Annotated in this window: 15 protein-coding genes; 6 read left to right on the plus strand and 9 right to left on the minus strand. The window is 56.5% G+C overall.

Features of this window, described 5'->3' with window-relative positions; all coding sequences use genetic code 11:
* Window positions 1-20: 20 nt before the first annotated feature.
* From yiaY to MO767_RS11855, 3 genes are all read right to left on the minus strand, one after another.
* Window positions 21-1169, minus strand: coding sequence for an L-threonine dehydrogenase (gene yiaY, locus MO767_RS11845; RefSeq protein ID WP_282480637.1), 1149 nt, complete (start codon window positions 1167-1169; stop codon window positions 21-23).
* Window positions 1170-1462: 293 nt separating this feature from the next.
* Window positions 1463-2209, minus strand: a complete 747-nt coding sequence (locus MO767_RS11850; RefSeq protein ID WP_282480638.1) for a tetratricopeptide repeat protein — start codon at window positions 2207-2209, stop codon at window positions 1463-1465.
* Window positions 2210-2366: 157 nt separating this feature from the next.
* The gene (locus MO767_RS11855; protein ID WP_282480639.1) at window positions 2367-3323 is read right to left on the minus strand and encodes an AraC family transcriptional regulator; all 957 of its coding nucleotides are present in this window, start codon (window positions 3321-3323) and stop codon (window positions 2367-2369) included.
* A gap of 199 nt (window positions 3324-3522) precedes the next feature.
* Between MO767_RS11855 and MO767_RS11860 the strand changes: the two genes are divergently transcribed.
* The 6 genes from MO767_RS11860 (at window position 3523) to MO767_RS11885 (ending at window position 8631) form a co-directional block, all read left to right on the plus strand.
* Window positions 3523-4476, plus strand: coding sequence for a diiron oxygenase (locus tag MO767_RS11860; RefSeq protein ID WP_282480640.1), 954 nt, complete (start codon window positions 3523-3525; stop codon window positions 4474-4476).
* Between the two features lie 80 nt (window positions 4477-4556).
* Entirely contained in the window at window positions 4557-4979 is a 423-nt protein-coding gene (locus tag MO767_RS11865; RefSeq protein ID WP_282480641.1) for an MAPEG family protein, read from the plus strand.
* 597 nt (window positions 4980-5576) lie between these two features.
* A complete protein-coding gene (locus MO767_RS11870; RefSeq protein WP_282480642.1) occupies window positions 5577-6359 on the plus strand; it encodes a transporter substrate-binding domain-containing protein in 783 nt (260 codons plus the stop codon).
* Window positions 6360-6414: 55 nt separating this feature from the next.
* Window positions 6415-7143 (plus strand): ABC transporter permease, encoded by a 729-nt coding sequence (locus tag MO767_RS11875; RefSeq protein ID WP_282480643.1) that lies wholly within the window; start codon window positions 6415-6417, stop codon window positions 7141-7143.
* Entirely contained in the window at window positions 7140-7850 is a 711-nt protein-coding gene (locus MO767_RS11880; protein ID WP_282480644.1) for an ABC transporter permease, read from the plus strand. Before MO767_RS11875 ends, MO767_RS11880 begins: the two co-directional genes overlap by 4 nt.
* A gap of 16 nt (window positions 7851-7866) precedes the next feature.
* A complete protein-coding gene (locus tag MO767_RS11885) occupies window positions 7867-8631 on the plus strand; it encodes an ATP-binding cassette domain-containing protein (protein ID WP_282480645.1) in 765 nt (254 codons plus the stop codon).
* Between the two features lie 67 nt (window positions 8632-8698).
* Here MO767_RS11885 and MO767_RS11890 read toward each other — a convergent pair whose 3' ends face one another.
* The 6 genes from MO767_RS11890 to MO767_RS11915 all read right to left on the minus strand — a co-directional run bounded on the left by MO767_RS11890 (window position 8699) and on the right by MO767_RS11915 (window position 18325).
* The gene (locus MO767_RS11890; RefSeq protein WP_282480646.1) at window positions 8699-8905 is read right to left on the minus strand and encodes a hypothetical protein; all 207 of its coding nucleotides are present in this window, start codon (window positions 8903-8905) and stop codon (window positions 8699-8701) included.
* Window positions 8906-8954: 49 nt separating this feature from the next.
* Window positions 8955-9986 carry a DUF2254 domain-containing protein gene (locus tag MO767_RS11895; RefSeq protein ID WP_282480647.1) on the minus strand — a complete coding sequence of 344 codons (1032 nt, stop codon included), beginning with the start codon at window positions 9984-9986 and terminating at the stop codon, window positions 8955-8957.
* 580 nt (window positions 9987-10566) lie between these two features.
* Window positions 10567-11370: a PRC-barrel domain-containing protein gene (locus tag MO767_RS11900; RefSeq protein WP_282480648.1), complete on the minus strand. Its 804-nt coding sequence runs from the start codon at window positions 11368-11370 to the stop codon at window positions 10567-10569.
* 1127 nt (window positions 11371-12497) lie between these two features.
* Window positions 12498-13433, minus strand: coding sequence for a diguanylate cyclase (locus MO767_RS11905; RefSeq protein ID WP_349016918.1), 936 nt, complete (start codon window positions 13431-13433; stop codon window positions 12498-12500).
* An 11-nt stretch (window positions 13434-13444) separates the two neighbouring features.
* Window positions 13445-17995: a CHASE domain-containing protein gene (locus MO767_RS11910; RefSeq protein ID WP_282480650.1), complete on the minus strand. Its 4551-nt coding sequence runs from the start codon at window positions 17993-17995 to the stop codon at window positions 13445-13447.
* 93 nt (window positions 17996-18088) lie between these two features.
* Window positions 18089-18325, minus strand: coding sequence for a hypothetical protein (locus MO767_RS11915; RefSeq protein WP_282480651.1), 237 nt, complete (start codon window positions 18323-18325; stop codon window positions 18089-18091).
* Between the last annotated feature and the right edge of the window lies 1 nt (window position 18326).

The raw sequence follows: 18326 nt of genomic DNA on the forward strand, positions 1-18326 counted from the left end.
CTGGCGTCACTTCACATCGGTTACATCGCGGTATGGAAAATCTGCTCGATCTCGTCCTGATTGGCAGGACGCGGATTGGTAAAGCCGCAGGCATCCTTCATGGCATTACTTGCCAGGATCGGGATATCGTCGGCCTTGGCGCCCAGTTCGGCGAGGCCGCTCGGAATACCGATATCCGAAGACAGTTTACGGATGGCGGTGATGGCCGCGGCGGCGCCTTTTTCCGCATCCAGATGCTGGGTGTCGACACCCATGGCGTTGGCGATGTCTTTAAACCGGGCCGGGCATACGCTGGCGTTGAAGCTGGCGACATGGGGCAGCAGGATCGCATTACAGACGCCGTGCGGCAGGTCGTAGAACCCACCCAATTGGTGCGCCATGGCGTGGACATAACCCAGCGAAGCATTGTTGAAGGCCATGCCGGCAAGAAATTGCGCGTAGGCCATATTTTCCCGGGCGGTCATGTCGTCACCCTGGGCAACGGCAGTGCGCAGGTTGGCCGAGATCAATTCCACGGCCTTGAGTGCACAGGCATCGGTGATCGGCGTTGCCGCAGTCGATACGTAGGCTTCGATAGCGTGGGTCAGCGCGTCCATGCCGGTGGCAGCGGTCAAGCCTTTGGGCATACCTGCCATCAGCGAAGGATCGTTGACCGACAACAGTGGAGTGACGTTACGGTCGACGATGGCCATTTTCACGTGTCGGACTTCGTCGGTAATGATGCAGAAACGGGTCATTTCACTCGCCGTTCCGGCGGTGGTATTGATCGCGATCAATGGCATCTGTGGCTTGGCGGATTGATCCACGCCTTCGTAATCACTGATGTGTCCGCCGTTGGCGGCGCACAGGGCAATACCCTTGGCGCAGTCATGGGGTGAACCGCCTCCCAGGGAAATAATGAAATCACAGTCGCTGCGACCCAGCAGCTCAAGGCCTTTCTCGACATTGCTGACCGTCGGATTCGGTTTGGCGCCATCAAACAGGGTGGAGTTGATGTCCTGCTGGGCCAGAAGGCTGGCTACCTTGGCGGCCACGCCGGCTTTGGCCAGGCCTGCATCAGTGACGATCAAGGCTTTACGGAAACCATATTTGCGGATTGCGAGCATTGCTTCGTCGAGACTGCCAATGCCCATCATGTTCACGGATGGGATGAAGAAGGTGCTGCTCATGATAATTCCTCTTTTATTCTGGAAACCCGGAAATCAGGTGAGGTCTTCTACTCATATCGCAGGCTGTGAGGCGGGTCTGATTGTCATCATTGACGAAGTTCAGCGGGAGACGTGCTGCATCAAGTGTTCAGGCGAACAGTGTTTTAAGACGCAGAGGTGAATGGGCCATCGCAGCCGTTATCTTTTGATCATGGGATTGAGCCTAAACCTATGACGCCAGGCTGGAATGGTCCTTTAGCTTTCATTGGCACCTCCTTTAGTACTGGGAGGTAACGCGCAGGACACTCAGAAACTCAACCGCGCACCAGATAGGCTCCTGACGGAACCCGATATCGCAGCTTCTTGCAGCTGCCGGGTGCGGGCTGATGCCCGGGCGGGCGATCAGGAAACCAGATTCGGCATTTACCCGGAGGCGGCCAATGGCCGCGGGGAATCTCAACCTCATCGTAAGCGGACTCTGGCTCGACGGAAGCCACTGGCAATTCCTCTTCGGGCTGTGGTCTGCCAGCCGTCGGCAAATCCGATACCCTCTCTGCCTTTGCGCGAGCGAAGTTGCCAGCGTTGGGTTGTTCAGCCGCGGCCATTTCTGCTTCGCGGCGCTTTCGGGCCTCCTCTTCGAGCCCCTTCTGTACTGCGACCAGGTCCTCTTTGGCGTTGGGTGAGGTACTCGAAGCCTTGGCCTGCTGCGCCGCCTGGATCAATTGGAAGTTGCGGTTGCGTAACTCGACGTTGCTACCAACCCGCATGTTCGAGCGCGCCGCCAACGTTTCAGCCTGCTGGTACTGCCCCTGCTGAAGACGCAACACACCAAGGTAATGCAGCGTCGCGGGATTGTTCGGCTGGATATGCAGGGCACGCTCCAGCGTGGCAGCGGCTTGGTCCCACTGGCCATTTTCATACTGCCGCGAGGCGGTTTCGATTAGCGTGGTTGATGCGCTGTTACTTTGCGAGGGCGCTCTTCGCTCGGCAGCAACCGAGCAAAGCGACACGACGGCGCAGAACACCAGGATGAGACCCGGCAGAAAACTCTTGGTTGGCATCAGGGGGGGCGGACTCGGCTGATCTAGGACGGCACGGCCGTAAAACAGGCCCCAGCGCTGCTCGGCATCTCCGATACAGGGCCCCTATCGACCTGACCAGTACCCTGAAGTTCCCGCTGCAACGGCCACTGCGGATGGCCTGGAATCCGCAGCCTTCTCATGCTGATTGTCTGCGCCAGGTGCCGGGTGATGTGCCGAACTGGCGTTTGAATGCGCGACTGAACGCGGCTTCGGATTCGTAGCCAACAGCAAAGCCGATTTGCGCCACATTACCGCGACCTTCGCGCAGGTGCTGAGCCGCCACGTGCATACGCCAGAGCGTCAGGTATTGCATCGGTGGCTGTCCGACCAATGTCGTGAATCGCTCCGCGAATACCGAGCGCGACATGCCCACTTCAAGCGCCAGTGCTTCTGCCGTCCAGCCCTCGGTTGGACGAGCATGGAGCAGCGCCAGTGCGCGCCCGATATGCGGATCTCGCAAACCCGCCAGCCACCCGCGCCGCTCAGTGGGGAGGTTCGCGACATACTGGCTGACGGCTTCGACGAACAGCAATTCGGATAATTTGGCGAGGACCGTTGTCGAGCCGACACGCCCCGCCGCAATCTCACTGACAGCGAAACGGAATGAGCTTTCAATCCAGGCTCCCGAAGCCGTCGCGCGGACATCTAACTTCAACAAGGATGGCAGCGACGAAAGCAACGGACTGAACGGTGTTTCAGAGCCGAGGAATCCGCACAATAGTTGTGTGGCCTCGCCGCCCCCGCCGTACTTGATTCGTGAAATGCCGCCGACTTCCGGCGGCTGAATAACTTCGCGCCCCGACATGGGCGCAATGCTTAGATCACTGCCAAAAGTATGAACGTCATTGCGGGGAAGCAGAATGAGTTCGCCTGCCCGCACGTCGAGGGGGGCGCCATCGTCGATTCGCAATTGCATGTGCCCAGCGGCGACAAAATGCGACGCAATGACATGTCGAGGTGCCGCCAGGAACGGTTTGCAATCGTCTGCCGAGATTCTTCCGTTGACGCACCAGGGCGCAGTGAACTCCGCCTCGAGGAAGACCCCTCCAGACAGCCGAATCACACGTAACACATCAGATAGCGCATCCAACAATTGCCAGCCCTCCTTTCCGGAGTCCGGAGCATGTAATCAGGCGCGCTGGTCATTCACCGCCTGAACTGCGAGGCCTAGATTAGCACCAACGTGGACTCAGTGATCGAGACGATCCTCAGATGCTTCACCCATGGTCATTGACTCCAGCGTTAACCGTAATTGGCCCATTCCAACTCGACCACGGAAGCCGGAGATCAATATGAACACCGCAGTTACCCTACCCAGCCCGGATTCGGGCAACGCCGCCCGTTATGCTCAACTTGTCAGATCATCGAAGAAAGCGGAATGGCAGATCGATCGCGATTTGCTACAGGGCCGCAGCTTCGACTTCTCGCGCAAATTCTTGCCCGACGGACTATCGCGGATCGATCGCCTGACCTTTCTCGATGCGGACGAGGCGCGCCTGCTCAGCCAGATTCAGGGCCGAACCTATGCGTATATTTTTGGCCTGGTCGAGCGTTTCATCAGTGCCAAAATGCTCGATCAAGGTCGGGCCCATGTATTTGACGATCAGCTCGCACTCGAAGCGCTGGTGCGCTTTTCCAACGACGAGATCAAACACCAGGAGCTGTTCCGGCGCATTGAGACGATGATGGGTACGCAATTGCCAGCGGGATATCGTCAAGTTGCCGATCCAAACGATGTGGCGCGCGCGGTACTTGCGGCCAGCACCTGGTCGGTACTGGCACTGACCTGTCATATCGAGCTGTTTGTTCAGACGCACTACGTGCAAAGCATCGCCCCGCACGAGGAGTTGTGCCCACTCTTCAAGGATGTCTTCAAATTTCACTGGAAGGATGAAAGCCGGCACGTCGTACTTGATGAACTGGAGTGGAAGGCGGAGCACGCGAAACGCTCGCCAGCCGAGCGCGACCAGGCAGTGAACGATCTGATTGCGCTAGTGGCGGCCGTCGACGCAATCCTGCAGGCACAGTCGGCATCCGATGCCGACTACTTCATTCGAAATGCTTCACGATCGTTCAGTGTCGATGAGACAGCGCAAATCGAAGCCTGCGTGCTGAGCGCCTACCGCTGGCAATACATTATCTCGGGCGTGCAGCACCCACACTTTGGCCGGCTGCTTACGCGCATGACAACGCCAGCACAGATGTCCAGGATTCAGACCGCACTGGCACCCATCATGAGCAACTGATCGACAGGGGCGACCGACCGCGCGTCGGTCGCACGATGGTGGGATGACGTGCTGAAAATGATTGATTGAGGATGGCAGCCATGACGATTCCGATGTGGATGCTGCTTGGATTTACGACCTGGACTTTACTGTTGTTGATGGCAACCGTCGGGGTGTATCGCTGGGTCAGAATCTTGTTCTCGAATGTTCCGATTGCTTCTTTCCGAAGCGATCAGCTCGAAGGCGAGGATTGGTATCGGCGCGGGACAAGAGCACACGCGAACTGTGTGGAAAATCTGCCTGTCTTTGCCGTCATCGTGTACGTGATTTCAGCCCTTGGGGTCGACGGCCCTGCAGTGAGCTACTTATCCATAATCGTCCTGATCGCTCGCGTGTGCCAGTCTCTGGTTCACGTGTCCCATGTGCAAACCGATACGTTCGTGGCGGTTCGATTTACCTTCTTTAGCGTGCAGTTGGTCTGTTTTCTTGCGCTCATTGTTATAGCCGCTTGGTACGGCGCCTGAAGACTCAAATAGAGGGATGAATTCAGGCCTGGTGCTGCCAATCAACATTTCGCTCGGACGCGCCCCTGGCGAGCCAGTGATTAGATTCGATCCAGACTATCTTCGGCGCGACCGGTTGAATCCACAGCCAAAAGCGAACACTCCATGCTTCTACTAAATAGGACTTTTCACTCCACAACATCGATTGAAATCAACTCGATACCGGCGAGTTTTCGGGTCAGGAAGTGCGTCACACCATCCATTGCTTGAGCGTCCCGAAGGGATGCCGTTCTGCCCGTCGATGCTGTTGGAGCATCAAGGATTGAGCCGGGAAAGTCGGCGCCCTTAATCTCACACTTTGTTACCGCATACCCCAGCAGGGTGTAAAAACCTGCTTTGGTAACAGCCTCGCAGACTGCCTCCCCCCCTGCGCCAACCTGCCTGCAAAGGCCATCCCAGAGCGCTGTGCAGGCTTTCTCAAACGTCCAATCCGCGAATTGGCCGGCTGATTGCATATGCTTGTCTGTACAAGTATCTGCGTGTGCATAAGACATTACGCTGCGCAGTACACGCGCTCTTGCGGCACAAGCGCTTTCGATGGTCCTTGGGAATAAAATAATGAAAAAAGCATTTCTCTCCCTTTCTGCATTGGCTTTGTGTGTGGCTGCCGGTTCTGCGCTGGCCAAGGAGTACAAGGAGTTGCGCTTTGGCGTCGACCCCTCTTATGCGCCGTTCGAATCCAAGGCCGCCGATGGCCGCCTCGTGGGCTTCGATATCGACCTTGGCAACGCGATCTGCGCTGAGCTGAAGGTCAAGTGCAAGTGGGTTGAAAGCGACTTCGACGGCATGATTCCCGGCCTCAAGGCCAACAAGTTCGATGGCGTGATCTCCTCCATGACCGCCACGCCAGCGCGTGAGAAAGTCATCGATTTCTCGAGCGAGCTGTTCTCTGGCCCGACCGCGCTAGTATTCAAGAAAGGCGCGGCCATCGGCACCGATCCGGCCTCCCTCAAGGGTAAGAAAGTCGGCTACGAACAAGGCACCATCCAGGAAGCCTACGCCAAGGCCGTATTGGACAAGGCTGGGGTAGAAACCCAGGCCTACGCCAACCAGGACCAGGTGTACGCGGACCTGATCTCCGGACGCCTTGATGCCTCAATCCAGGACAAGCTGCAAGCCGAACTGGGCTTCCTGAAGTCGCCACCAGGCGCTGACTTCCAAGTCAGCGAGCCGGTCGAAAGCCCCCTGCTGCCAGCCAAAACCGCCGTGGGTCTGACCAAAGGCAACGCCGAGCTCCAGGCTTTGCTGAACAAAGGTATCAAGGCACTGCACGACAATGGCACCTATGCGGCCGTCCAGCAGAAGCACTTTGGCGATCTGAATCTCTACAGCGGCAAATAATGACCCTGCGCCCATTTCCGGATGGGCACTTTTTTGATTGACGTAGGGCTGCTCAATGCTAGAAAACCTATTGCAGATTCTCGGACTGTCAGGCTTCAGCCTCAAGGGCTTCGGCCCGCTGCTGCTGCAAGGCTCCTGGATGACTGTCAAATTATCCTTTCTGTGCTTGTTGGTGAGCGTTGGCCTGGGCCTGATCGGCGCCAGCGCCAAGCTTTCGAAATCGGCGCTGCTGCGCGTCCCTGCGCAGGCCTACACCACGCTGATCCGCGGGGTGCCGGACCTGGTGCTGATGCTCTTGATTTTCTACAGCCTGCAAACCTGGCTGACCTCGTTGACTGACTTCATGGAATGGGAATACATCGAGATCAACCCGTTCAGCGCCGGGGTCATTACCCTGGGCTTCATCTACGGGGCGTATTTCACCGAAACCTTCCGCGGCGCCATCCTCGCCGTACCGCGAGGGCAGATGGAAGCGGCTACCGCGTACGGCCTGACCCGTGCTCAGCGCTTTCGCTTAGTGGTGTTCCCGCAAATGATGCGTTTTGCCCTGCCGGGCATCGGTAATAACTGGATGGTGATCCTCAAGGCCACCGCGCTGGTGTCGATCATTGGCTTGGCCGATCTGGTCAAGGTGGCTCAGGACGCGGGCAAGAGCTCCTATCAGCTGTTCTTCTTCCTGATGCTGGCTGCCTTGATCTATCTGGTGATAACCACCGTTTCGAACTACGTCTTGCGCCGGCTGGAAATCTTCTACGCCGCAGGCACCCGGGAGGCCGTGCGATGATCGAGCTACTGCAGGAATACTGGAAACCTTTCCTGTTCCAGGACGGCAATCACATCACCGGGCTGGCCATGACCCTCTGGCTGCTCAGTGCCTCGATTCTCTTCGGCTTCGTGATGTCGATCCCGCTGTCGATTGCCCGGGTCTCAACTAATGTCTGGGCGCGCTGGCCGGTGCAGTTCTACACCTACCTGTTCCGCGGCACGCCGTTGTATATCCAGTTGCTGATCTGCTACACCGGCATTTACAGCCTGGCCGCCGTGCGCGCTCAGCCAGTGCTGGATGCGTTCTTTCGCGATGCGATGAACTGCACGATCCTGGCCTTTGCCCTGAACACCTGCGCCTACACCACGGAGATCTTCGCCGGGGCCATTCGCAGCATGAACCACGGTGAAGTCGAAGCGGCCAAAGCCTACGGACTGACCGGCTGGAAGCTGTACACCTACGTGATCATGCCGTCCGCCCTGCGTCGCTCGCTGCCTTACTACAGCAACGAAGTGATTCTGATGCTGCACTCGACCACTGTGGCCTTCACCGCGACCATCCCGGACATCTTAAAAGTCGCGCGGGACGCCAACTCGGCGACATTCCTGACCTTCCAGTCGTTCGGCATTGCCGCGCTGATCTACCTGGCCGTCACTTTCTCGCTGGTCGGCCTGTTCCGCCTGGCAGAGCGCCGTTGGCTGTCTTTCCTCGGCCCGGCTCACTAATTCAGGATGCTTCCACATGTACAAACTGACCGTTGAAAACCTACACAAAAGCTACGGCAACCACGAAGTCCTCAAGGGCGTTTCGCTCAAGGCCAAAACTGGCGATGTGATCAGCCTGATCGGTGCCAGCGGCTCGGGCAAGAGCACCTTTCTGCGTTGCATCAACTTCCTGGAAACGCCCAACGACGGCGCCATGAGCCTGGACAACCAGCCGATTCAAATGGTCCATGATCGCCACGGCATGCGCGTGGCCGACGCCAATGAACTGCAACGCATCCGCACTCGCCTGGCGATGGTGTTCCAGCACTTCAACCTGTGGAGCCACATGACCGTGCTCGAAAACATCACCATGGCCCCACGCCGGGTGCTGGGCGTCAGTAAAAAGGACGCAGAGGATCGCGCCCGGCGCTACCTGGACAAGGTCGGTTTGCCGGCACGGGTTGCAGATCAATACCCGGCATTTCTCTCGGGTGGTCAGCAGCAACGGGTCGCCATTGCCCGTGCCCTGAGCATGGAGCCGGAGATCATGCTGTTCGATGAGCCGACTTCGGCCCTTGACCCGGAGCTGGTGGGCGAAGTGCTCAAGGTGATCCAGGGTCTGGCCGAAGAAGGCCGAACCATGATCATGGTGACCCACGAGATGAGCTTTGCACGCAAAGTGTCGAACCAGGTGCTGTTCCTGCACCAGGGGCGGGTCGAAGAGCAGGGAGCGCCCGAGGACGTATTGGGCAAACCCAAAAGCGAACGCCTGCAGCAATTCCTCAGCGGCAACTTGAAGTAACCGGAGCGCCTTCGAGCGACCGCCGGGTCACTCGAAGGCGCTGGCTCACTCCTCAAAACGCCCACGCTCAACCTGAGCAATCAGCGTTGCCGGCATCCCTATGATGCACGTAAGCGTCCCACAGTGTGCTCGGCGTTGCCGGCAACAAAGAACTTGCAGCTTTTGTCGGACTCGTCGATGCGCGCCAGCAGGCGCTTGCGCGGTGCTCCTTCAACAGGTGCAGGAACAACTCGTCGCCTTCGCAGACCTTGCATGCATTGGCGTCGATGTTCATGCGGGTGCCCGGCCCACAGTGAGCGGTTGACGGCGAGACGCGTCGTTGGTCAGCAGCAAAAAACGCGCAGAGCAAGTGTCGCCGCGGTGAAGCGCGCCTCGACGGCGAGCACATCGTCCACTTCCGGCACAGCTTCTCGCGCCCCTTTGACGATCATGTCGGCGTGGCGCTGGAGGCATGTCGCCTGCTGCATGGAGTTCACATGGCCAGCGATCTGGACGATGGCATCGAGCATGCGGATTGCCACAGCCGGGTTCGATCGAGTGCTTTGCCTTATCTGGTTGAAAGCAGTATCAACGATGCCGGCAAAAGTGGCCCCCGGTGCTACCAGCCGCAGCTTTCCGTGCCCGTCGAATCGATAGGGGGATGGCATGTCGCGTCGGGCCAGGTTGCACAGGGCCGATTCCAGCCGATCCACGCAGGCGACTGCCGTGAACGGATCGTTGATACCCGGTGACAACGCCCGCACGGCGATCTCGACCAACTGCTGGAGAGAAAACTCGACATCCTGGGCAGCACTGCGCTGGTTCCCCAACACGAAGGCGGCGTTCAATTTGCCCGCAAGGGTTTCAGTGACTCGATCACCGGGCCAGGCCATCAGCATCACCCTGCCCTTGGTGAGGTAGTGCCCAGGCCGGCGCTCCAGCCGAAGCAGCAGATCGTCTTTGCTGGCCAACGCCATCAGGGCGTCAGCATCGATCAACTGGAGATAGCCGTCTTCAAGGGCACCCACAGGACATGCCTCGCGCGCGAACTCGGCTGGCAGGTTGGCTTCCCTTGGCGCTTTAGAGGCTTCGGATCCAGGGTTGCCAAGGTCACCGGGAAACAACCTGTCGATACCGTCATCGAGTTCCCGGCCGACCCGAGCCACGACCTGATCCGCCTGTATCGAGACCGAGATGTGGTGGATGAAGTAGATCAGCACCCCAACACTGACAATGGCCAACAACACGCCGATGCTGATGGAGAGATGAGGCACGAATGCAACTTCGTCGGCGCGCCGGATGGTGCGTAGCACGATCAGGCAGTACAAAAACGTGGCCACGAACGTGCCCAGCACCACTTGGTTGCCCGAGTTCACTTCGACAGGTCCGCTTTCCAGTAGTCGTCCACCTTTTGACTCTGCTGGCCGAAATCGCCACGCGGAGAGAACCGGTCTTCTTTCACGAGTGGAGCAGCGTCCAAGTTGCTTTTGGTCGTGCTCAACACCAGCAGGTTGGCGCCGGTAGTCGTCTTGAAGTTATCCTAGGGCACCGGAACGTATTTCTCACCGAATCCGAATACGCCCCCGCGGCCAATTACCAAGTAAGCGATCTTGCCTGTCTGCGGGCTCATAACGATAGCTGTCCTTTTGCGACTGGCTGTTGAAGGCGCGTAGATCGCTCAAGCATTTTTGCGCCGACTGCCTGTTTGAGGCGGCCTTTGTGTCAGGAGACGGCTTGTGCACCCCAGCGGTTTCCGGCGCTGGAGCCGCGATCAGGCGGCGAAGCCAAAGCAAAAGAACGCTGTCAGCGAAGCGGCAAGCGCTGAACGTTTCATGGTTCTTTTTCCCCTATTGCGTTTCATGACGTGTTTTCCCTGTTGCGTTATGGCCCGACTTAAGCGGGTTGCGTGTATAGCTTCAGACCCGGACGTGATGGGCACTAAATCGCTGCTTCGCACTACTCCCCGCCCTCCCAATAGCCGGGACGGCCGTAGTATTCGTAGATTCTTGACTCCTGCTTGCGATCCAGCTGCACCGCTGCATCGTAGGGAGGCGCGTCTTTCACGGCTTGGCGGGTGAGGTTGACCGAGACCTTGTCATCGGGCCAACTCACGTCCTGGATCCATTGCGGCAGAATCAGAACTTGATGACCAAGCCACCAGTTGCTGGTGTCCACAATGATGTATCGAATGGCCCAGGTCTCCACGTCGACGATCAGACCCTGTACGTGGCCGATGTCGCCATCTGCGTGGATATGGTAGCCCTTGACCGCTTTGCAGCTGCGCAGGTGGAGGTCGTCATCCTGATGCGCCGTCGCGTCGGCCTGCTCGTAAGCTTCAGCCACTTCAAGCCGCCCGGAAGACTGCGCCACACCGAGGTTGGAATAGCCGCTCATGAGCATTCCCGGGGAAGCTCCTTCGCCCCAGAGCCCGGCACCTCCCCAATAATAGGGATAACCGTAGTACCCCATGTAATCCATCTCTTGTTGCCGCGATACCGGCTTGTCGCTATCGATGACGGGGCTATTCTTGACTTGCTCGCGGGTCAGCGAAACCGGCAACAACTTGGCGGTCCAATCGGGCGTGCCGGCGGCAATGGGCGAGATCAGAACTTTGCGGCTGGACAGCCATGAGCCGGCCTCAACGACGAGGTAGCGAATCACCCAGGCCTCGTCATCAAAGTAGAGATCCTTCACGTCGCCGATGGCGCCATCGGTGGCGTCTATGACGAGATCCTGCAGGTCTTTCGTCTGGCGAAGCATGGTGCTCTCCCTTTCACAAGTTTTGAACGCAGAACATTCGACCAGGGCAGGTCAGTGGATACGCTACAAGGTGCCTGTCCCGATGAATGTGGCCCCAAGTACGGAAATCCAAATCTGCACGTCTGGCGCCATCACGTCTGTTCGGTAACGAACAGACCTGTAGTGGTCTAATGAAACCAGAAACCCTGGACCGAATTTCTCATCGCCGGCCACGCCGCAGCCCCAACGCACGCCCATTCCCAACTGTAATGGATTGTGAAAGCGCCAAAGAAAGCTTCGCCGAAGAACACGTCAAGGCGCCATTCAAAACAGCAGTGAAGGGTCTGCTCCACGCAGCCAGGAAAGGTGACGACATGGCGGGCCAAGACCCTGGGAAATCCTAAACCTGCTCAGACCTCTGTATTTAAATGAAGTAGCCGACGATAAGAGCAGAGCTATGTGTGCTGCCGAACAGAATTGCGAGCGCAGTTGGCATATCTTGGTGACGTAATCCCGTTCAGCTTGAGAGATAGATCCCATGAACAGTATCGTCTATATCGTCGGGGCAGTTGTGATCGTCCTGGTTGTTCTATCGGTCCTCGGGCTTCGATAAGTTCGGAGACCGTCTTCATAAATCGTTTGCATTTTATTTTCCGGAAACGGACGTTCGCCTCATCACCGCTCCATCTATGGTGGCACGAGCTGTTGGCGCTGATACGAATTTGACCCCGGTGGCTAATTTTGGATGACCCATAAGCAGCTTCTGAAATCCCGAGCAAGGCCATCGTTTGCTGAGTATTCGGGTGGGTAAATGAACTCCAGCAGCTTGGGTCAAAATCTCATCAGCGCCGACTGTCCAGCTCCTACTTGGTCATACGAAGCTTGAAAGCACCTATTTGAATGCCTTGAGGAAGCGTGGTTCAAAGCTCCTCAAGAACCTCGATTTAGGTTGACTGACTTCCTCAGGGGGTGAAGCGGCCCAAAGCCAAGCAGCAAACTGTTCAGATGCATTAGCCCTGATCGCCGGCTTGTGCAAAGTAAGGTAATAGAGATTAACCATTGTTTCGGGTTGCTTAGACGCTCCCCTTTGGCCCGTTGCTGCCGGTAGTAAGCTCCAACCAAAATGTAATCAGCGACAGGAAAAACTCTTAACAGGACGACATTGCAGATGAACACACCCGCGCCCTGCCTGCGTTCTTCGCTTCGTAGAGTTGCTTGTCCGCAGCTTCTATCAAAGCCTGAAACTCAAGATCTCTAGTGGGTGTCAATGTTGCGACGCCTAGAGAAATTGTCACCACACGATCTACATCAGAAGCAGAATGTTCGATGCCCAATGTCCGAACACGCTCTTGCATTCTTTCTGCAATCTCGACCGCACCAGAAAGAACTGTATTGGGCAGAACGCAGGCGAACTCTTCGCCACCATACCGAGCGACTAGGTCGTAGGGCCGTCTAACCGTTTCAGATAACGTTTGGGCAACGGATTTCAAGCAGTCATCTCCAGCCTGGTGTCCGTACCGGTCGTTGTAGCGTTTGAAATAGTCGACATCCACCAAAATGAGCGATAGCGGCTTTTGCTCTCGAAAGCACAGACGCCAAGCCGCCAATATGTCCTCATTAAATTTACGTCGATTGGCCACTCCAGTAAGACCATCCATCAATGCCATGGAACGCAGCAGATCGCTCTGTAGTTTCAGGGTTAGATGTGTTCGTACCCGTGCTCTGACAATGGTGGTATTTATGGGTTTGGTGATGAAGTCCACCGCGCCAAGCTCCAGACCTAGCACCTCATCTGACTCCTGCTGCTGTGCGGTAATGAAGATGATGGGGATGCCCTGGGTTGCAGGGTCAGCCTTGAGTCGACGGCATACTTCATGCCCATCCATGCCTTCCATGACCACGTCCAGCAAAATCAAATCGGGTAGTTGTGTCTGGCAAACGCTGATTGCCTGCTCACCGCTGGTGGCCATGAACACATCGCAGTCCTGACGAAATAGCTCGTGAAGTACCCGGATGTTAGTCGGTTGGTCGTCGACAATAAGGAGTTTTGGACGGTTAAAGGAATGTGGTAACCAGGTTTCCATCGATTGTTCCATCAGGCAGATCTCAACAGGTCACGACCAATCGGCATCGCAGCGGAAAAGTCTAGCGACTGCACCCTGACAACAAGTTCGTCGAACTGTGGGCGCAGGGATTGCGGCATTTTTGACGCCAATGCGTCTGCCAATTCTATGGCTTGAAGGTTACCCGCTTCCAGCAATAGCAAAATTTCCTCTAGGGACTCTCTCCATTGCGCCGGCGCTATGGAGTCCTCGTCAGCACTGCTTTTTACACGCAGTCTCTGGCCAAAATCGGCATTCATTTGCTCAAGGCTTTGTTGCAGTAACCTGCTCAACCCGTCAAACCATATTGGGTCGGCCAAAAGACTCGCTACAGACTCTGAATCGGCAGATTTCAGTTTGTGCTCCAGGTCGCCTGCCAGCAGCGACAATGCCTTGGCGCCCATAGTACCGCTGCTACCTTTAATGGTATGGAGTACAAACGCGGCCCCCGATGCATCTTGCCGCTGGATCTGATCGCGCAACTGGACAAGCTGTTTTTCCATCTCTGGACCAAAGGTACGTAGCACCTTGCGGATCAAATCGAGGTCACCACCAAAGCGGTCAATAGTTGATGAACGAGACTCGATAACGCCTTCTCCTGTATTGACTTGCCCCAAGGTTAAAGATGCCTGGCTATCTTCACGGCCTGATTGAAAGAGCAGCGTTACGACGAGTTGTTCTAGGTCTATAGGTTTGCCGACATGATCATTCATCCCCGCAGCAAGAGAGGCTTCACGGTCGGTACTGGAGGCATTTGCGGTCATCGCCACAATCGGCAGTGTTGCGAAGCGTGGGTTCGATCTAATGCGACGAGTCGCCTCCAAGCCATCAATATCTGGCATCTGGATATCCATTAATACGACGTCGAAGGACACACGCTCATTCATCACCTTGCTCACACCTTCCAGCCCGCCTTCAGCCAGCGTCACCTGCGCGCCTTCCCTTGTCAGTAACTCATCGGCTACCTGTCGATTGAGCATGTTGTCTTCCACCACCAATAGCCGTAGCCCGGCCAGACGCAGTGGTCTCTCAACCGTTGAGCGGGGAATGGGGGAATGCAGAAGGCCTTTGCCATTGAACGCTCGCTGAACAGCGTCGGCTAGCTGCTTGGGAGTGACAGGTTTGGTGAGGAACCCCACGAAGGGAGCGTCTCCCGCCTGGTGGACGTCGGCCAATACCTCGCGGCCGTAAGCAGTGATCATAATGACCATCGGAGGTGGCACACCGTTACCCTGCTGATGAATCAATTGCGCAGCGCTCAGCCCATCCATATCGGACATCCGCCAGTCCATCAGCACCACGTCGTAGGCCTCACCTAGCGCTTGGGCTTTCTTTACCCATTCCACCGCTTGCGTGCCACCACTCACGCGGTCAGCCTTCCATCCCAATGCATGAACGGTTCGCAACAGCAATTCACCCGCCGTGGCGTTGTCGTCAACGACCAGAATCCGTAAGGACACATCGACTCCAGTACATGCGGATCTCAGCAGTGACGTCGGCGCTACATCCAGAGTTATATCGAACCAGAAACGACTCCCGACACCTTGCTGACTCTCCACTTGAAGTTCACCACCCATCAAGGTGACCAACCGCTTGCAGATCACCAGGCCCAGACCTGTGCCACCAAAGCGCCGGGAAGTTGAAGCCTCGGCCTGAGTGAAGCCTTCAAAAATGCGCTGAAGTTGTTCCGGGCTAATACCGATGCCGGTATCAGAAACGGCGATGCGCAAGCTCACAGCATTTTCCGTGCGCTTCAGTTGTTCAACGCTGACCACGACCTGGCCTTCCAGAGTGAACTTGAGGGCATTACCCGCCAGGTTGATCAGTACCTGTTGCAGTCGCAGGCTATCGCCGATCAGGTCGTTGGGTAAATTGCAGTCCAGGTCGAACATGACCTCAACCTCCTTCTCGCCCTGGTTACCTGCCAGCACTACGGCGAGGTCACGCATGAGCGGTTCAAGCTCGAACGGGTGCACATCGAGTTGCAACTTGCCGGCTTCAATCTTGGAGTAATCGAGTATGTCATTGAGCAAACCCAGCAGTGATTTCGCAGCGGTCTGCGCTTTGGTCACATAATCGAGTTGGCGACCATTCAGGTCAGTGTTCTGCACCAACTGCAACATACCCAACACCGCGTTCATCGGTGTGCGTATTTCATGACTCATGTTGGCCAGGAAGGCAGACTTGGCCGCACTCCCTGCATCGGCCTGTTCCTTGGCGTAAAGCAGATGTGACTCTAGCTCGCGTTGGACAGTGATGTCCCGATTGATCCCGGTCACACGCAATGCCGCACCGTTCGGGCTGCGTTCAATCTGCGCGCCGGCCTGTATAAAGCGGATCTGACCGTCCGGGCGAACGACACGAAAAATTGTGTCATACACATCAGTCCCCTCGACGGCGGCATTCAGCTTTGCAGCCGCTGCCACGACATCCTCAGGGTGAACACGTGAGTACCAGTGCATATAGCTCAGACCGGTATTGCGCAACGTCAGTGGCTGCCCGTAGAACTCGAACATACGGTCATTCCACTGCAAGTTATTGTCCGCCAACGTCCAAGACCAGACGCCCAATTCGGCTACTTCAGCAGCCATCAGCAGTTGATCGTGCACCACCATCAGTTCGCTACGTTGTTCCAGTGTCGTCTTCAGGCTCGCAGCCAGTTCCTTTTCTGCCGCTTTACGTTCGGTGATATCTACCGCAATACCCAGGTAACCGTTCAATACCCCATCGGCATCGCGCATGGAGGTGACCACTAGCGTGACAGGAAACCGCGAGCCATCCTTGCGTGTGTAAGTCCACTCTCGGGTTTCTGCACCTTCAAGCTCAGGTTTATGGGTAAACACACGGAAACCGTCGATAGTCTGAGCGTACTCCTCGCTCAGCTCAACGCCACGTGCAGCGACTTCCTCTGGGACATGGAAGAGCGCCGGGGTGTCTTTACCTACTAACTCATCGGCGTCATAACCCAACAAATACTCGGCGCCTTTGTTGAACACACGGATAACGCCATCGAGATCCGTCGCAGTGATCGAAACCTCAGTGGCCGAGCGCAGCACCGTGTCCAACAACAGATTGAGATGCAGCAACTCGGATGTTCGTTGCGCAACCTGCTCTTCGAGGTTGGTGTTGAGTTCAAGAATTCTGGCCTCCGCCACTTTTTTCGCCGAGATATCCCTTAACGTCTTGGACGCCCCAATGACGCGACCACCCTCACCATAAATGGGTGAGATGCTGACGGAGACATCGATCAGTCGTCTGTCTTTGTGATGGCGTTGCGTATCAAAGCTGCCGATACGCTCACCCGCCCTGATGCGCGCAAGGATATGAGCTTCCTCTGTGACAAGCTCCAGCGGAACAATCAAATTGGCCAGTGTCTGGCCCACGGCCTCCTCGGAGGTATAACCAAAAAGGTGCTCGGCTCCTTTGTTCCAGTTGGTGATGATGCCATCGAGTGTTTTTCCGATAATGCCATCTGCCGAGCTTTCAACGATGGAAGCCAGCCTTGCCTGCTCGGCAAATATCTCCCGCCGACGTTGACGGCTGACACTCACGACACTCACCAAGGTCGCCAGAAGAAGCGTGAGAAAACCACCGAAAAACAGGACAACTTTTGGTGAGACCTGATGTAGGCGCTGGATGAACAGCGAATTTGCGCCGAGTTCGATTTGCCACCGCCTCCCGTATACCTCGCGCTCCATCTGATGGGTCATCAGCGTTTCACGGCGAGCCGAGTCGTCGGTGCTTTCATAAAACAGCTTCTCTTGTCCTGGGACGGTGATATCCCTTAATCGTAAATGTACCGTCTCATTTTCTATGCGCAGGCCTCTGAGTACCTCCTCTGTCCGCAACACGACATAGCTCCAGCCAAAAGCTGCGGCCTCGCGTTCAGCAGCAGTCACCGGAGTCACTCCGCCGCGAAAGATGGGCATCAACACCAGGAAAGACTGCTGCGGTTTTCCTATGGACTGTATTAGCGTGATGGGCCCAGTAATCCGTGCCGCACCGCTTTGTATCGAGGATTGGGCAGCCTCTCGCCGCGATGTTTCCGACGCTATGTCCAAGCCAATGGCAGCCTGGTTATCTTTAGCCGGTTCGACATACTGAATAACGTAGCGCTCGCCTGAATGCGCTGAGAATTGATGAATGGAGAAATCCGCTGCGCCGTCAGCTTGAGCCTGCTTGAGAAACTCGTATTCATCGCGCTCTGGTACACGCCTGATAAAACCAAAGGCACTGGCGCCGGGGAACTCGAAAGCGAGGTCACGGGTTCTGTGATATCGCCGAAACACTTCACGGCTAATGTCATGTTCGCCTGCTGTCAGCACCGCTCCACGAGCGCCTCGCAGACCGTATTGGTAAAGATTGAGACGCATTAAAACCAACTCTGCGGCGTCTTCGGTCGCCGCTGTAATCGCTTCTTGAGCCTGCTGTTCGTTGATGCGCTCAAGGATCCAGACACCCAGAATGCTTGCCCCTAACCCCACGGCAAGAGTGATTGCTACTCCCCAGTTCCATGCAAAAAACTTATGTTTTCTCACCCGCATTGTCCCATCGCAGAAGGCCTTCAGCCTTCAAGATTAAAGTTCAAACCCTGTTGGGGGGCCGCAAGATGTCCAACCTGCAAGTCACGAATACGCTCAGGTCAGCCCGGCTAATCGTTGAAGTCTGTCTATGTCTGCTTCGGGTTCGCCGTTGTTCATAGCGGCAGCAAGGCGCATCACCACTTGTTCGCGGCGAACTTGCATGTGGGGCAACGCATAAATTGCGCCTATCAACTCGCGTAGAACCATAGGCAGCCCCCAGCGCGCTTTCAAGCGAATGGCAAAAGGCGCTGAAAAATCACGGACAGCGTGGGTGAGCGTTTCTTCGGTCACG

Source organism: Pseudomonas sp. UYIF39 (assembly GCF_029963765.1).
Classification (GTDB): Bacteria; Pseudomonadota; Gammaproteobacteria; order Pseudomonadales; family Pseudomonadaceae; genus Aquipseudomonas.

Excerpts from the sequence above, each read along its gene's own strand:
- yiaY (WP_282480637.1), bottom strand. The coding sequence starts at position 1,169 with ATGAGCAGCACCTTCTTCATCCCATCCGTGAACATGATGGGCATTGGC.
- MO767_RS11850 (WP_282480638.1), bottom strand. The coding sequence starts at position 2,209 with ATGCCAACCAAGAGTTTTCTGCCGGGTCTCATCCTGGTGTTCTGCGCC.
- MO767_RS11860 (WP_282480640.1), top strand. The coding sequence starts at position 3,523 with ATGAACACCGCAGTTACCCTACCCAGCCCGGATTCGGGCAACGCCGCC.
- MO767_RS11865 (WP_282480641.1), top strand. The coding sequence starts at position 4,557 with ATGACGATTCCGATGTGGATGCTGCTTGGATTTACGACCTGGACTTTA.
- MO767_RS11870 (WP_282480642.1), top strand. The coding sequence starts at position 5,577 with ATGAAAAAAGCATTTCTCTCCCTTTCTGCATTGGCTTTGTGTGTGGCT.
- MO767_RS11875 (WP_282480643.1), top strand. The coding sequence starts at position 6,415 with ATGCTAGAAAACCTATTGCAGATTCTCGGACTGTCAGGCTTCAGCCTC.
- MO767_RS11880 (WP_282480644.1), top strand. The coding sequence starts at position 7,140 with ATGATCGAGCTACTGCAGGAATACTGGAAACCTTTCCTGTTCCAGGAC.
- MO767_RS11885 (WP_282480645.1), top strand. The coding sequence starts at position 7,867 with ATGTACAAACTGACCGTTGAAAACCTACACAAAAGCTACGGCAACCAC.
- MO767_RS11890 (WP_282480646.1), bottom strand. The coding sequence starts at position 8,905 with ATGAACATCGACGCCAATGCATGCAAGGTCTGCGAAGGCGACGAGTTG.
- MO767_RS11900 (WP_282480648.1), bottom strand. The coding sequence starts at position 11,370 with ATGCTTCGCCAGACGAAAGACCTGCAGGATCTCGTCATAGACGCCACC.
- MO767_RS11905 (WP_349016918.1), bottom strand. The coding sequence starts at position 13,433 with ATGGAAACCTGGTTACCACATTCCTTTAACCGTCCAAAACTCCTTATT.
- MO767_RS11910 (WP_282480650.1), bottom strand. The coding sequence starts at position 17,995 with ATGCGGGTGAGAAAACATAAGTTTTTTGCATGGAACTGGGGAGTAGCA.